The 15353-nt window shown below is 70.5% G+C and carries 13 protein-coding genes, 1 pseudogene and 1 riboswitch; of the genes and pseudogenes, 11 read left to right on the top strand and 3 right to left on the bottom strand.

Going from position 1 to position 15353, the window contains the following annotated elements; all coding sequences use genetic code 11:
- The 9 genes from ACWD3D_RS21340 to ACWD3D_RS21380 form a co-directional block, all read left to right on the top strand.
- The coding region (locus ACWD3D_RS21340; protein WP_451462414.1) for a sugar phosphate nucleotidyltransferase at window positions 1-1964 on the top strand (1964 nt) is incomplete at its 5' end.
- Window positions 1965-2074: 110 nt separating this feature from the next.
- Entirely contained in the window at window positions 2075-2995 is a 921-nt protein-coding gene (locus ACWD3D_RS21345; RefSeq protein WP_451462415.1) for a DUF881 domain-containing protein, read from the top strand.
- Window positions 2992-3324: a small basic family protein gene (locus tag ACWD3D_RS21350; RefSeq protein WP_031069011.1), complete on the top strand. Its 333-nt coding sequence runs from the start codon at window positions 2992-2994 to the stop codon at window positions 3322-3324. Before ACWD3D_RS21345 ends, ACWD3D_RS21350 begins: the two co-directional genes overlap by 4 nt.
- A gap of 5 nt (window positions 3325-3329) precedes the next feature.
- On the top strand, window positions 3330-4133 hold the full coding sequence (locus ACWD3D_RS21355) for a DUF881 domain-containing protein (RefSeq protein WP_451462416.1): 804 nt from the start codon (window positions 3330-3332) through the stop codon (window positions 4131-4133).
- A 203-nt stretch (window positions 4134-4336) separates the two neighbouring features.
- Complete coding sequence (locus tag ACWD3D_RS21360; protein ID WP_451462417.1) at window positions 4337-5101, top strand: FHA domain-containing protein; 765 nt, start codon at window positions 4337-4339, stop codon at window positions 5099-5101.
- A 44-nt stretch (window positions 5102-5145) separates the two neighbouring features.
- Window positions 5146-5889 carry a transcriptional regulator FtsR gene (ftsR, locus tag ACWD3D_RS21365; RefSeq protein WP_451462418.1) on the top strand — a complete coding sequence of 248 codons (744 nt, stop codon included), beginning with the start codon at window positions 5146-5148 and terminating at the stop codon, window positions 5887-5889.
- 53 nt (window positions 5890-5942) lie between these two features.
- Window positions 5943-6416: a bifunctional nuclease family protein gene (locus ACWD3D_RS21370; RefSeq protein WP_266702124.1), complete on the top strand. Its 474-nt coding sequence runs from the start codon at window positions 5943-5945 to the stop codon at window positions 6414-6416.
- A 238-nt stretch (window positions 6417-6654) separates the two neighbouring features.
- On the top strand, window positions 6655-7272 hold the full coding sequence (locus ACWD3D_RS21375) for a MerR family transcriptional regulator (RefSeq protein ID WP_451462419.1): 618 nt from the start codon (window positions 6655-6657) through the stop codon (window positions 7270-7272).
- Window positions 7273-7372: 100 nt separating this feature from the next.
- Window positions 7373-8884 (top strand): DNA polymerase IV, encoded by a 1512-nt coding sequence (locus ACWD3D_RS21380; RefSeq protein ID WP_451462420.1) that lies wholly within the window; start codon window positions 7373-7375, stop codon window positions 8882-8884.
- Here the strand turns inward: ACWD3D_RS21380 and ACWD3D_RS21385 are convergent.
- The gene (locus ACWD3D_RS21385) at window positions 8806-9177 is read right to left on the bottom strand and encodes a PRC-barrel domain-containing protein (protein WP_451462421.1); all 372 of its coding nucleotides are present in this window, start codon (window positions 9175-9177) and stop codon (window positions 8806-8808) included. The genes ACWD3D_RS21380 and ACWD3D_RS21385 overlap by 79 nt on opposite strands.
- Before the next feature lie 307 nt (window positions 9178-9484).
- Window positions 9485-9581: riboswitch (glycine riboswitch) on the top strand.
- Between the two features lie 191 nt (window positions 9582-9772).
- On the opposite strand from ACWD3D_RS21385, the gene gcvP reads away from it, so the two are divergent.
- The gene (gene gcvP / locus ACWD3D_RS21390) at window positions 9773-12658 is read left to right on the top strand and encodes an aminomethyl-transferring glycine dehydrogenase (protein WP_451462422.1); all 2886 of its coding nucleotides are present in this window, start codon (window positions 9773-9775) and stop codon (window positions 12656-12658) included.
- 130 nt (window positions 12659-12788) lie between these two features.
- Here the strand turns inward: gcvP and ACWD3D_RS21395 are convergent, their stop codons facing one another.
- Window positions 12789-12995, bottom strand: a complete 207-nt coding sequence (locus ACWD3D_RS21395; RefSeq protein ID WP_266702118.1) for a DUF5999 family protein — start codon at window positions 12993-12995, stop codon at window positions 12789-12791.
- Between the two features lie 323 nt (window positions 12996-13318).
- Window positions 13319-13909 (bottom strand): hypothetical protein, encoded by a 591-nt coding sequence (locus ACWD3D_RS21400; protein ID WP_451462423.1) that lies wholly within the window; start codon window positions 13907-13909, stop codon window positions 13319-13321.
- Window positions 13910-14405: 496 nt separating this feature from the next.
- On the opposite strand from ACWD3D_RS21400, the pseudogene ACWD3D_RS21405 reads away from it, so the two are divergent.
- A pseudogene (locus tag ACWD3D_RS21405) lies at window positions 14406-15353 on the top strand (glutamate--cysteine ligase); the annotation flags it as partial.

Here is a 15353-nt window from a genome sequence, read left to right on the forward strand (position 1 = left end):
CCGAGGTTTTCGACTACGTACAGGCCGACACCTCCGTGGACTGGTCCGGCGACGTCTTCCCCCAGCTCATGAAGGAGGGCAAGCCGATCTACGGCTATGTCGCCGAGGGCTACTGGGAGGACGTGGGCACGCACGAAAGCTATGTGAAGGCCCAGGCCGACGTACTGGAGCGCAAGGTCGACGTCGAACTCGACGGCTTCGAGATCGCCCCCGGAGTGTGGGTGGCGGAAGGCGCCGAGGTCCATCCGGACGCCGTCCTGCGCGGCCCGCTCTACATCGGTGACTACGCCAAGATCGAGGCGGACGTCGAAATCCGGGAGCACACCGTCATCGGGTCGAACGTCGTGGTCAAGTCCGGAGCCTTCCTGCACAGAGCTGTCGTCCACGACAACGTGTTCATCGGCTCCCACAGCAATCTGCGCGGCTGCGTGATCGGCAAGAACACCGATGTCATGCGAGCCGCCCGCATCGAGGACGGCGCCGTGATCGGCGACGAATGCCTCGTCGGAGAAGAATCGATCATCCAGGGGAATGTCCGGGTCTACCCCTTCAAGACCATCGAGGCCGGCGCCTTCGTCAACACCTCGGTCATCTGGGAGTCGCGTGGACAGGCCCATCTTTTCGGAGCCCGCGGCGTCTCCGGAATCCTGAACGTCGAAATCACCCCGGAACTCGCGGTCCGTCTCGCCGGCGCCTACGCCACCACCCTGAAGAAGGGGGCGACCGTCACGACCGCGCGGGACCACTCACGAGGCGCCCGGGCACTGAAGCGCGCGGTCATCTCCGCACTCCAGGCCAGCGCCATCGACGTACGGGACCTGGAGAACGTGCCGCTGCCCGTGGCCCGCCAGCAGACGGCCCGCGGCAGCGCCGGCGGCATCATGATCAGGACGTCACCCGGTGTCCCCGACTCCGTCGACATCATGTTCTTCGACGAGCGTGGTGCCGACCTCTCGCAGGCCCAGCAGCGGAAACTCGACCGGGTCTACGCCCGCCAGGAGTACCGCAGGGCCTTCCCCGGTGAGATCGGGGACCTGCACTTCCCGTCGAGCGTCTTCGACTCGTACACGGGCTCCCTGCTCCGCAACGTCGACACGACCGGGATCGCCGATTCGGGTCTGAAGGTCGTGGTGGACGCCTCCAACGGCAGCGCGGGACTCGTCCTGCCCAGCCTGCTCGGACGGCTCGGCGTGGACTCGCTCACCATCAACCCCGGGCTCGACGAGTCGCGGCCGACCGAGTCCGCCGAGACGCGGCGGGCCGGACTGGTGCGGCTCGGCGAGATCGTCTCGTCGGCGCGCGCCGCGTTCGGCGTGCGGTTCGACCCGGTCGGCGAGCGGCTCTCCCTCGTCGACGAGCGCGGCAGGATCATCGAGGACGACCGTGCGCTGCTGGTCATGCTCGACCTGGTGGCCGCCGAGCGGCGGAGCGGGCGGGTGGCGCTGCCGGTGACGACCACGAGAGTCGCCGAACAGGTGGCCGCCTACCACGGCACTCAGGTGGAGTGGACGACTACCTCGCCGGACGACCTCACCCGGGTCGGCCGTGAGGAGAACACGATCTTCGGCGGTGATGGACGCGGTGGGTTCATCGTCCCCGAGTTCTCGAGCGTCTTCGACGGATCGGCCGCCTTCGTCCGGCTCATCGGGCTGATCGCCCGCACCCAGCTCACCCTGAGCCAGATCGACGACCGCATCCCGCGCGCCCACGTGCTCCGGCGCGACCTGGCCACCCCCTGGGCGGTCAAGGGGCTCGTGATGCGCCGGGTGGTCGAGGCCGCCGGCGACAGGGACGTCGACACCACCGACGGCGTCCGCGTCGTCGAGGCGGACGGCCGCTGGGTCATGGTCCTGCCGGACCCTGCCGAGGCGGTCACCCACCTGTGGGCCGAGGGCCCCGACGACGCCTCCGCCCAACTCCTCCTGGACGAGTGGGCCGCGGTCGTCGACAGCGCCGGGGACTGACCCCCGCACCCCACCCGGTTCCGGGGAGCCTGCCGTACACCGGCGGCTCCCCGGGCCGTGTGGTCAGGCCCATTCGGCGCTGGCCGGGGTGACGTGCGACGATGTGCGGCATGCCGCAGCCGCCCCCCGAACGGAGTACGTCCGCTCGGCCTCCCCGCCTCGACGCCTCCATGTCGCTGCTGACCCACGTGATGGACCACAGCCTGGACGAGGGGTACGCCGAGGCCGCCGCGCGCCGCGAGAGCGACGGGACCGCGGGGCTGCCCAGCAAGGTGCGGGCCAAGCTCGGTCTCGCCGCCGGCCTCGTACTCATCGCTCTCGTCGTCACCCTCGGTGCCGCGCAGGCCAGGGTGTCCGCGCCGGTCGTGGCCAAGGAGCGGCAGGAACTCATCGACCGCATCGACGGTGAGACCGACGCGGCCGACTCCCTCGAATCCGAGGTGGAGAAGCTCCGCACGGACGTCGGGGAGCGGCAGCGCGCGGCCCTCCTCCGGCACGGCGGTACCCAGGGCGAGCTGGTCGCCCTCCTTTCCGGGGCCACCCCCGTCGAGGGCCCCGGGGTGAAACTCGTCGTGGACGACGCCGACGAGACCGACCAGGGCGACGACGGGCCGCGCGGCACCAGCGGTTTCACGGACACGGGCCGGGTGCGGGACCGGGACATGCAGCGGGTCGTCAACGGCCTGTGGGAGTCCGGCGCCGAAGCCGTCGCCATCAACGGGCAGCGGCTGACGGCACTTTCGGCGATCCGCGCCGCGGGGGACGCCATACTTGTCGACAACAGGCCGCTCGTACCGCCCTATACCGTGCTCGCGGTGGGGGACGGCAAGAAGCTCGCCACGACGTTCCGGTCCAGTGCGGACGGCCAGTACCTCCAGGCCCTGCACGACGGGTTCGACATCCGCACCAGCCTGTCCGACCAGAAGACGGTTCGGCTCCCGGCCGCGCCGAGCCTGATCGTACGCACAGCAGAACCGAAGGCCGCAGACACCGGCAGTGCTGCGGCAGACACAGGGAAGGGCACATCGTGATCGCCGTACTGGGCCTCGTCGTGGGAGTCGTGGTCGGACTGTTCGTCCGGCCCGAGGTACCGGCGGTGGTCGAGCCCTACCTCCCCATCGCCGTGGTGGCCGCGCTCGACGCGGTCTTCGGCGGACTGCGCGCGATGCTCGACGGGATCTTCGTCGACAAGGTGTTCGTCGTGTCGTTCCTGTCCAACGTCGTGGTGGCCGCGCTCATCGTCTTCCTCGGCGACAAGCTCGGCGTGGGCGCGCAGTTGTCGACGGGTGTGGTCGTCGTGCTGGGTATCCGCATCTTCTCCAACGCCGCCGCCATCCGCCGGCACGTCTTCCGGGCCTGACGCCGATGAACGACGAAGAGATGCCCCGTGACGGAGCCCCCGACGGCCCGGCTCCGGTGACGAGTGCCGCCCGTCCCCCGGAGAGGAACGCGCTGAGCGGACGCCAGCGGCTGCTCGCCGGGCTCTGGCCGCCCCGCGTGACCCGGGCCCAACTCGTGGTGGCGCTTCTGCTGTTCGGCCTGGGGCTTGGGCTGGCGATCCAGGTGCGGTCCAACAACGACGACAGCGCCCTGCGCGGCGCGCGCCAGGAGGACCTGGTCCGCATCCTCGACGAGGTCGACGACCGGACCCAGCGGCTGGAGGACGAGAAGCAGCGCCTCGACGCCCAGCGCACGGAACTGGAGAACAGTTCCGACCAGGCCGAGGAGGCGCGCAAGCAGACGCTGGAGAAGGAGCGGCAACTGGGTATCCTCGCGGGTACCGTCGCGGCCCACGGGCCGGGAATCACGCTCACCATCGACGACCCGACCAAGTCGGTCGCCCCGGACATGCTGCTGGACGCCATCCAGGAGCTCCGTGCGGCCGGTGCCGAGGCCATCGAGGTCAACGGGGTGCGAGTGGTCGCCAGTACGTACTTCTCCGGCGACGCGGGAGCCGTGAAGGTCGATGGCCACGCGGTCTCGGCGCCCTACGCCTTCGAGGTGATCGGCAGGCCCCAGGATCTGGAGCCGGCGCTCAACATCCCGGGCGGGGTGGTCCAGACGCTGGAGAAGGAGCAGGCGACCGCGGTGGTGGAACGGGCCGACGACATTGTGGTGGATGCCTTGCGACCTGCGAAGCAGCCTGACTACGCTCGGTCGTCGTCGTAGGGGGTCCACCGGCGGGGTTAGCCTCTTCGCAACTCCAAGCAGGTGTGCGGGGTTACGGGGGGTCGCCGCACCGTATCCATGGTGCGTGGTGGAAACTGTCGGGTGGATACGGACGTTGTGAGAATGTCCGGGTCGGCAGGTGTGTTCAGTCAGGGTTCGTCCTGCCCCACGGGCGGGTCTATGTCGGTCAAGGGGAATCGCCCGTGAAGTTTTTTGCGAAGTTGTTCGGAAAGAGCGCACGCGAGGACAGCAACAGTGCTGCCCGCCATCGCGCGCCGCGGCACGGCCAGGACGAGGAGCAGGGCGTCGAGCGTCCTCTCTTCCGCGACGAGTTGTCCGCCTCTGGCGACGGCTCCGGAGCCCGGGCGGGTGCCTCCGGCATAGGTCTTTCGGACTCCGGGCCGAGCACCGGATTCCACCCCGCCCCGGCGGGCTCGGGTGTCGCCCTCTGCACGAGGTGCGGTCACCGGAACGCGGCGACGAGCCGGTTCTGCTCCAACTGCGGCGCGCCCCTGAAGGGCGGAATCCCCGAGCGCGCCTCCGAGACCACGTCCACGATCTCCATCTCCGGACTGGAGGCGTACGACGCCGAGGCCACCGGCCAGACCATGCTGCCGTCGCTCTCCCCGGAGGCGCAGGCGGCCGTGGACGCACTGCCCGGCGGCAGCGCGCTCCTGGTGGTCCGCCGCGGCCCGAACTCGGGCAGCCGCTTCCTGCTGGACGGCGACCTGACGACGGCCGGCCGGCACCCGCAGAGCGACATCTTCCTGGACGACGTGACCGTGTCGCGGCGTCATGTGGAGTTCCGCAGGGGTGCGGACGGTAGCTTCACCGTGGGAGACGTCGGCAGCCTGAACGGCACCTACGTCAACCGCGAGCGCATCGATTCCGTCGCACTGACCAATGGTGACGAAGTCCAGATCGGCAAGTACCGGCTGGTCTTCTACGCGAGCCAGCGGAGCGTGTGACCCTGCCCCGGACCACCCCGTCCGGGGGAACCCCGGGAAGGCCCATGCTGCGAACATCCCAGGGCGGTGCCGGAAACGGCACCGCCGCCGCGGACCGGCGTGCGATGAGCATCGGCGCGGTGCTCGCCCAGCTCCGCGAGGAGTTTCCGGAAGTCACGATCTCGAAGATCCGCTTCCTGGAGGCGGAGGGGCTCGTCGAACCGGAGCGGACACCTTCCGGATACCGGAAATTCAGTTCCGAGGACGTGGAGAAGCTCGCGCAGGTGCTGCGCATGCAGCGGGACCACTACCTCCCCCTGAAGGTCATCCGGGAGTATCTGGACGCCCTGGCCCGGGGGGAGCAGGCAGCCCTGCCCTCCCCGGGGGGTCAGAAGGACCTCGCGGACAGCTGCTGGGACGCGGCGGCCGCGGCGCCCACCGCGGCCCGCATCGGCCGCTCCGAGCTTCTCGCCGTCACCGGCGCGGACGAGGGGCAGCTCGCCGAATGGGAGTCCTACGGCCTCATCGTGCCCGAGCCCGAGGGCGGGTACGACGCCGAAGCGGTGAACGTCGCCAAACTCGTTTCCGACCTCGGCCGATTCGGTCTGGAACCACGCCATCTGCGTGCCGTGAGGGCCGCCGCGGAGCGGGAGGCCGGGCTGGTCGAGCAGGTGGTCGCGCCCCTGCGCCGGCACCGGAATCCGCAGACCAGAGCACGTGCCGAGGCCACCGCGCAGGAGCTTGCCGAGCTGTCCGTACGGCTGCACGCGGCGCTCGTGCAGACCGCTCTGCGCATCCGTTCCCACTGACCTGGGCGGAGCCCGACTACCCAAACATGGCGAGCACGTCCTAGGGTTGCTGTGTGAACGAGCTCGACGTTGTCGGTGTCCGGGTGGAAATGCCCTCCAATCAACCGATCGTTCTCCTGCGTGAAGTGGGAGGCGACCGGTACCTCCCCATCTGGATCGGTCCCGGCGAGGCCACGGCCATCGCCTTCGCCCAGCAGGGGATGGCCCCTGCCAGGCCGCTGACCCATGACCTTTTCAAGGATGTCCTCGACGCGGTCGGCCAAGAGCTCACCGAGGTCAGGATCACGGACATCCGGGACGGGATCTTCTACGCGGAGCTCGTCTTCGCCAGTGGCGTGGAGGTGAGCGCGCGGCCGTCCGACGCCATAGCGCTGGCACTGCGCACCGGCACGCCGATCTACGGCAGCGACGGGGTGCTCGACGACGCGGGGATCGCGATCCCGGACGAGCAGGAGGACGAGGTCGAGAAGTTCCGCGAGTTCCTCGACCAGATCTCGCCCGAGGACTTCGGCACCAACAGTCAGTGACCCCTGGGCCGTGGCCGACCACTCCCGCCGGGCGGGCGGTGTCCGGCACGGCACCTCGCGGCGTTGTCGGACCGCCTGGTGCACCGGCGGGCGCGCATTCGAGAAGCCCTTCCCGGTCCGACGTCACGGGAAACCACCCTCAGGGTGATTATCACTCGGCGTGCCGAGTGTGGCGATCGTTGACGCACCCCCGGTGACTGCCTACCTTCGAGGGGGCAGGTCAAGGACGGAGGTCGGCGTGAGAAGCAGCGGCGACGGTGCGGCGGCGGGCGGGCCGTATCCGCAGCACGGCAGTGGGGCCGACCACACCATCAGGCAACCGGTTCACCCGGTCGTCCCGGTGTCGGAAGGTGTCGCAGGGGCGAACGACATCGGCTACCGGGGGCCGACGGCGTGCGCGGCGGCCGGGATCACCTACCGGCAGCTCGACTACTGGGCCCGCACGGGACTGGTCGAACCGAGCGTCCGGCCGGCGTACGGCTCGGGCACCCAGCGTCTCTACAGTTTCCGGGACGTGGTGCTCCTCAAGATCGTGAAGCGGTTCCTGGACACGGGCGTCGCTCTTCAGAACATTCGCACCACGGTGCAGCACCTGAGGGCCCGCGGATTCCAGGACCTCGAACGCATGACGCTGATGAGCGACGGCGCCACCGTCTACGAGTGCTGCTCGCCGGACGAGGTCGTGAACCTCCTCCAGGGCGGCCAGGGCGTCTTCGGCATCGCCGTCGGCGTGGTGTGGCGGGACGTGGACGCGGCCCTGTCCCAGCTGCACGGGGAGCGCGTGGACACGGGGGAGACGCTCGTCGGTCACAACCCCGCCGACGAACTGGCCCGGCGCCGCAACCGCGCCGTCTGAACACCGGCGGCCGTACCCACGGACGACGGCACCGCCCGGCACCCGTTCGCACGGCTGCCGGGCGGTGCCGTTGTCAGTGGCGTAGGGCACCATCGGCGGTGTGAGATCCGCGCCCACCATCCTCCACCTCGACATGGATGCGTTCTTCGCCTCCGCCGAGCAGGCCGCCAAGCCCAGCCTGCGCGGCAAGCCGGTCGTGGTGGGCGGCGTGGGCCCACGCGGAGTCGTCGCCACCGCCTCCTACGAGGCCCGGCGCTTCGGGGTGCACTCGGCGATGCCGACGGCCCAGGCGCGCCGGCTCGCGCCGAACGCCGCCTACCTGGTGCCACGCTTCTCCCTGTACCGCGCCGTCAGCGAGCAGGTGATGGAACTGCTGGGGCGGTTGTCCCCGCTGGTGGAGCCCCTCAGCCTGGACGAGGCCTTCGTGGATCTGGAGGCCGGTGGTGCCGCCGACGACTCCGCCTCGGCCCGTGCCACCGGCGAGCGGCTGCGGGAGGCCATCCTGGCCGTCACCGGACTCAGCGGGTCGGTGGGACTGGCGGGGTCCAAGATGTTGGCGAAGATCGCCTCCGAGGAGGCCAAGCCGGACGGGCTGATGCTCATCGAGCCGGGCACCGAGCGGGAGCTGCTGGCGCCCATGTCCGTACGCACCCTGCCCGGGGTCGGCCCGGCCACCGGGGACCATCTGCGCCGGGCCGGCATGACCACGGTCCACGACCTGGCCGAGGCGGGCGAGGACGAGCTCGTACGGCTGGTGGGCAAGGCTCACGGCGTCTCGCTCCACCGAATGGCGCTCGGCCTCGACGACCGGCCCGTGGTCGCCGAACGCGACGCCAAGTCCGTCTCGGTCGAGGACACCTTCGAGGTGGACCTGCACGACCGGACGCGGGTGCGGACGGAGGTCGAACGGCTGGCCGGCCGGTGCGTCGAGCGGCTGCGGAAGGCCGGACGCTCGGGGCGCACCGTCGTCCTGAAGGTGCGCCGCTACGACTTCTCCACCCTGACCCGCTCCGAGACGCTCCGCGGCCCCACGGACGACCTCGGGGTGGTGCGTGAGGCCGCCGCCCGCCTCCTGGAGGCGGTGGACACCACCGGAGGCGTCCGGCTGCTGGGAGTGGGCGTCACGGGCCTGGCGGACTACACGCAGGAAGACCTCTTCGCGCAGGCGGCGCAGGCCGAGCGGGAGGCCGAGCGGGAGGCCGCCCCGGCGGGACCGGCCTCCCCGGCACCGCCGGGGACGGAGGTGCGCCTCGGGGCCGCGGACCCGCCGCCCGGGCCTCCGGGCAGGGAGGCGGACGCCGTCGGAGCGCCCGGGGACGAGGCCGCCGGGCTCGCCGCGAGGCGCTGGTCCCCGGGCCACGACGTGCGGCACGAGACGTACGGACACGGCTGGGTGCAGGGCAGCGGTGTCGGCAGGGTCACCGTGCGGTTCGAGCGGCCGGGGGACCCGCCCGGCCGGGTGCGCACGTTCCGGGTGGAGGACCCGGAACTGCACCCGGCCGATCCGCTGCCGCTGGTGGCGGAACCACCGGACTACTCCTCCTGGCCGGCCAGCCTGCCGAAGTCCTTGTCCGGTCCCGGATCGGTCACGGCGGAGGAATCGAGTCCGTAATGCCGGTACAGCTGCAATTCCTGCTCGGGCGAGAGATGACGCCCGACGCCGAAGTCGGGCGCGTCCCGGATCAGAGTGCGGTCGAAGGGGACACGCAGGGTGTCCTCCACGAACTCGCTCGGTTCCAGCGGGACGAAGGCGTCCCTGCTGAACAGGCCGGTGCGGACGGCGGCCCACTCGGGGACGCCGGTGGCGTCGTCGAGGTAGACCTCGTCCACCGTGCCGATCTTGATGCCTGCGCGGTCGAATGCCTTGCGGCCGATCAGGCTGCGCGGATCGATGTCGGTCTGCACGGTGCCTCCCGCTGGTCGCGACGACTGGGGCCGGGCCGAGTCTTCGAAGTGCCGTCTGCCGGTCGACGTCCGGCACGCACGCTCGCCGCGCTGTCGGAATCGTCCTCGTACGCCCAGTACGAGGTCGATCCTCCGCCTTGCGATCGCGCGCACCGGATGCCGCCCGGCCCGGCCTCCGGCCTAACGACGCCACTTCGAAGACATGGCCGGGCAACTACTCCACAGCCACTACAGAAGTGCAGATTCCGGATATCGGCCACTCGAAGAAACGGCGTAGATCCCCGCTGGTAGGCTGGCACCTGGCTGCTGACCCCGTGCGGGAGAGCCTCCGGTGCTGAATCCGGAGGCGCCGAAGGAGCAAATCCTCCCCGGAATCTCTCAGGCCCCCGTACCGCATGGACGAGGTCACTCTGGAAAGCAGGGCGGTCCCACCCGGCACGTGCCCGGTGCGGCCCGCCCTCACCGACGGTGAAAGCCGGTACGCCCCCGGGCGCACCGGTGAAGCTCTCAGGTCGAGATGACAGAGGGGGAGGCCGTTCGGGCAGCCGCGCCGCGCTGCCCCTCGTAGGTCGTGTCAGACCAGGAGGCCTCCATCATGACCCCCCGCCGCACCCCGCTTTCCCAGCTGGAGCAGGGCATCCCCTTCGAACAGCGCCACATCGGGCCGGACGACGAGGCCCGGGCGAAGATGCTCGCGCAGGTCGGGTTCGGCTCGCTCGACGAGCTCACCGCCGCGGCGGTGCCGGACGTCATCAAGAGCACCGAGGCGCTGAACCTCCCGTCGGCACGCACCGAGGCCGAGGTGCTGGCGGAGCTGCGTACGCTCGCCGACCGCAACCAGGTTCTCGCCCCGATGATCGGGCTCGGCTACTACGGCACCTTCACGCCCCCGGTCATCCTGCGCAACGTGCTGGAGAACCCGTCCTGGTACACGGCGTACACGCCTTACCAGCCGGAGATCTCGCAGGGCCGCCTGGAGGCCCTGCTCAACTTCCAGACGATGGTCGCCGAGCTCACCGGCCTGCCCACCTCCGGCGCCTCGCTGCTCGACGAGGGCACCGCCGCGGCCGAGGCCATGGCGCTGGCGCGGCGCGTCGGCAAGGTCAAGGGCGGGGTCTTCCTCGTCGACGCCGACACCCTCCCGCAGACGATCGCGGTCATCGAGACCCGCGCCGAGCCGACCGGTGTCGAGGTCGTCGTCGCCGACCTCACGGACGGCATTCCGGCCGAGATCGCCGAGCGCGGCGTCTTCGGCGTGCTGCTCCAATACCCGGGTGCCTCCGGGGCCGTACGGAACATCGGGCCCGTGATCGAGCGCGCCCACGAGCTCGGCGCGATCGTCACCGTCGCCGCCGACCTGCTGGCCCTCACCCTGCTCACCTCGCCCGGCGACCTCGGCGCCGACATCGCGGTCGGCACGACCCAGCGCTTCGGCGTGCCGATGGGCTTCGGCGGGCCGCACGCCGGTTTCATGGCCGTGCGCGAGCAGTTCGCCCGCTCGCTCCCCGGCCGCCTGGTCGGCGTCTCGGTGGACGCGGACGGCGACAAGGCGTACCGCCTGGCACTCCAGACCCGCGAGCAGCACATCCGCCGCGAGAAGGCCACCAGCAACATCTGCACCGCGCAGGTCCTGCTCGCCGTGATGGCCGGCATGTACGCCGTCTACCACGGCCCCGACGGCCTGCGGACGATCGCCCGGCGCACCCACCGTTACGCGGCGATCCTCGCCGAGGGCCTGCGGGCCGCCGGCGCCGAGGTCGTGCACGACTCCTTCTTCGACACGCTGACCGTCCGCGTGCCCGGCAAGGCCGCCGGGATCGTCGCCGACGCCCGCGAGCGCGGGGTCAACCTGCGGCTGGTCGACGCCGACCTGGTCTCCGTCGCCTGCGACGAGACGACCACCCGCGCCCACCTCGAGTCCGTCTGGGCCGCCTTCGGCGCGCGGGGCGACGTCGAGGCGCTGGACGGCACCGCCGCCGACGCGCTCTCCGAGCAGGCGCTGCGCACCGACGACTACCTGACGCACCCGGTCTTCCACCAGCACCGCTCGGAGACGGCGATGCTGCGCTACCTGCGGCGGCTCGCCGACCGCGACTACGCGCTCGACCGCGGCATGATCCCGCTCGGCTCCTGCACCATGAAGCTGAACGCGACCACCGAGATGGAGCCGATCACCTGGCCCGAGTTCGGCGCGCTGCACCCGTTCGCCCCCGCCGAGCAGGCGGAGGGCTTCCTCACCCTCATCCGTGAGCTGGAGGAGCGCCTCGCCGAGGTCACCGGCTACGACGCGGTGTCGATCCAGCCCAACGCCGGTTCGCAGGGCGAGTTCGCGGGGCTGCTGGCGGTCCGCGCCTACCACCGCGCCAACGGCGACGACCAGCGCACCGTCTGCCTCATCCCGTCCTCAGCCCACGGCACCAACGCGGCGAGCGCCGTGATGGCCGGGATGAAGGTCGTCGTGGTGAAGACCGCCGACGACGGCGAGGTCGACATAGACGACCTGCGCGCCAAGATCGAGAAGCACCGCGACGAGCTCGCCGTGCTCATGATCACGTACCCGTCCACGCACGGTGTCTTCGAGGAGCACGTCGCCGCCATCTGCGGCGAGGTGCACGACGCGGGCGGCCAGGTCTACGTCGACGGAGCCAACCTCAACGCCCTGGTCGGCCTCGCGCGGCCCGGCAAGTTCGGCGGCGACGTCTCGCACCTGAACCTGCACAAGACCTTCTGCATCCCGCACGGCGGCGGCGGCCCCGGCGTCGGCCCGGTGGGCGTGCGCGCGCACCTCGCGCCGTACCTGCCCAACCACCCGCTCCAGCCCCTCGCGGGTCCGGAGACGGGCGTGGGCCCCATCTCGGCCGCTCCCTGGGGCTCGGCCGGCATCCTGCCGATCTCCTGGGCGTACGTCCGGCTGATGGGCGGCGAGGGTCTGAAGCGTGCCACGCAGGTGGCCGTACTCGCGGCGAACTACATCGCCAAGCGGCTGGAGCCGCACTTCCCGATCCTGTACACCGGCCCGGCCGGCCTGGTCGCGCACGAGTGCATCGTGGACCTCCGGTCGATCTCGAAGGAGACGGGCGTCAGCATCGACGACGTCGCCAAGCGGCTGATCGACTACGGCTTCCACTCGCCGACCATGTCCTTCCCGGTCGCGGGCACCCTGATGATCGAGCCGACCGAGAGCGAGGACCTCGCCGAGATCGACCGGTTCTGCGACGCGATGATCGCGATCCGCGGCGAGATCGAGAAGGTGGCCTCGGGGGAGTGGAGCGCGGACGACAACCCGCTCGCCAACGCTCCGCACACCGCGAACGCGCTCGGCGGGGAGTGGAACCACTCCTACAGCCGTGAGGTCGCGGTCTTCCCGGCCGGTGTCTCGGCCGCGGACAAGTACTGGCCGCCGGTGCGCCGGATCGACGGTGCCTTCGGCGACCGCAACCTGGTCTGCTCCTGCCCGCCGCTGGACGCCTACGACCACTGACGGTCGCAGCGCGGGCGCACCGAGCCCGCGGACATGCGTCGGGGCCGGTTCGGAGATCTCTCCGGGCCGGCCCCTGTCCGTACCGCCGGGTCCCGCGCGTTCTCGGGCTGCCGGCTCTCGGGCAGCCCGCTCAGGCGGCCTTCACCACCCGGCCGGTGGCCAGCGGGCGGTGGGGGGCGATGATCTGGCCGTCCGGGAGCAGTTCGCCGGTGTCCTCGAAGAGCAGGACGCCGTTGCAGAGCAGGCTCCAGCCCTGCTCCGGGTGGTGCGCCACGAGCCGGGCGGCCTCCCGGGCTGCTGATTCGGCGGTGGGGCAGGGGGGTTGATGCTGGCACATGAGGGTTCTTTCGCTGTGTCGAGTGGTGGGTGCGGGGTGCGGGTGAGTGCCGAACGGCCTTCCCGTACGGGCCGGTCGGTCTCAGTGTTGCGCCACGCGCCGCGTTCCGCAGGGATTTCGCCTCAGCTCGCTTCACGCTCCGCCGTGGTGTCACCCGCGCGGAGGGCTCACCACGCCGCTCCCGCCTTTTCGGGGGGTCCGGGGTAGTCCGAGTGGGCCATGGGCCGCGTTTCGGCGGGGTGTGCGCCGAACGGGCGGATGTACGAAGGCCCGTCCCCGCGTGGAGCGGGGACGGGCCGGAGGAACGTTGTCGCCGCGGCGGGTCAGGCCGAGCCGACGAGAGGGCCGGGCCGGGGCGCGATGCGCAGGGAGAGTACCGGGAGCAGATCCGCGGCCCGGTAGGGCCGGTGGGCGGCGATCCCGGTCGGCGCGGGTGCGAGGGGAACGAGGATGTCGTTGGGCGCGACCGCGCCGGATGCGGGGTCGGCCCCCGTGTCACCGTGCAGCCAGAGCGTGAGCATGTAGAGCTCGGGTACGGAGAGCAGTCGCGGCTGGTGGAGCGTGGCCGTCGACTCGGCCTGTCTCAGGGCACGTTCGGTCGACCCGAGATACGGCCCCTCGAAGAAGTGCGAGAAGGCCCAGCCGTCCGCGGTGAGGACGGTGTCGGCCGCGGCGACGATTCCCGACTCGGCGCGGATCAGGAAACGCCAGCCGGCGAGACGGGTCGCGGGTGCGGGCAGGTCGGTGGTCGCCCGGTCCAGAACGTGTACGGGCAAGGGGAGTTCGGGGCTCAGCGGTCCCTGGACGGAACGCAGAGCGGGAGTGCGGGCCTCGCGGACCGCGGTGGGAGAACCGAGTGCTGTGAGAACGCTGCGCAGCGCGGGCGCGGGGGCCGGGGGAACATGCAGCGGCATGGTGGGTCGCCTCTCGCTTCGGAGACACGGTGATGCGTGGGTGGGTGCAGACGGCGCTGTCGGCGTGCGGGACGTCAGAAGGAGGCCGGTCGACGGCTGGACGCATCGACTATCGGCCTCGTCAGCTGAGTTTATATGACAAGTGTTCGCCCGGTGTTTCCACTAGCTGTCGGTCATATGACGCGCAAGGCCGATTTGCGTCTTTGAAATGCGGGGTTTCTGGTGATTCGCGACGCGTGCCCGGGCCTCTGCCAGCGAGCTTACATATTTCGCGGTCGGCTCAAAAAGATCGGTGTTTCCGCCACCTGGACGAAGGGAAGGCGAGAGTGAATGAGTCGCCCACCTCATGCCTGCGGAATGTGCCTGATGACCGAGCGGCCCCAGCCTATCCGGTGCCGGACGCTTCCGCAGGCGTTATGGATCACTTCTGCGGGGCATTATCGATCGAGATGCGGGCGGCCTGGCCGCGGGCCGCCACTGATGGAGGGACTCTTCGATGGGGGAGAAGGTCGTGGCGCACGCCTTTGACCTGTCCGACCGTCCGGCGTACCGGCGCAAGCTGGCCCGGTGTCTGGAAGGACTGGAGAGGCTGCTGGAGGAGCGGAGGTTCGACCGTCCCCGAAATTTCATGGGGCTGGAGATCGAACTGAATCTCGCGGCCGCGGACGGCACGCCCCGGATGATGAATGCCGAGGTGCTCCAGCGGATCGCCAGCCGGGATTTCCAGACGGAACTCGGGATGTTCAACCTTGAGGTGAATATCGTTCCGCACCGGCTGAGCGGGCGGGTTTTCGATCAACTCGCGGAGGAGCTGCGCACGGGGCTGGCATATGCCCACCGGAAGGCCGCCGAGGTCGACGCCGGCATTGTCATGATCGGAATTCTTCCCACGCTGGGACCGGACGACCTGGTCTTCGGGAACCTCTCGGACGTGGACCGCTACACCCTTCTCAATGATGAGATGGTCGCCGCGCGGGGCGAGGATTTCGCGATCGACATCGAGGGCGTGGAGCATCTCGTGTGCACCTCCCCGTCGATCGCCCCCGAATCGGCGTGCACCTCCGTGCAGTTGCACCTCCAGGTGACCCCCGCGCGCTTTCCGGACGTGTGGAACGCGGCGCAGGCGGTCGCCGGGGTGCAGATCGCGCTCGGAGCGAACGCGCCCTTCCTGTTCGGCAAGGAACTGCTGCGGGAGTCCAGGCCACCGCTGTTCCAGCAGGCCACGGACGTACGGCCGCCCGAACTGCGGAACCAGGGAGTGCGCCCGCGAACCTGGTTCGGGGAGCGCTGGATCACTTCGGCCCACGAGCTCTTCGCGGAGAACGTCCGCTTCTTCCCTCCGCTGCTGCCGATCCTCTCCGACGAGGACCCGCTGAGGGTGCTCGACGAAGGCGGCGTACCGACGCTCGCCGAACTCGTCCTGCACAACGGGACGATCTACCGG

The sequence above is a fragment of the Streptomyces sp. NPDC002690 genome (assembly GCF_053592415.1).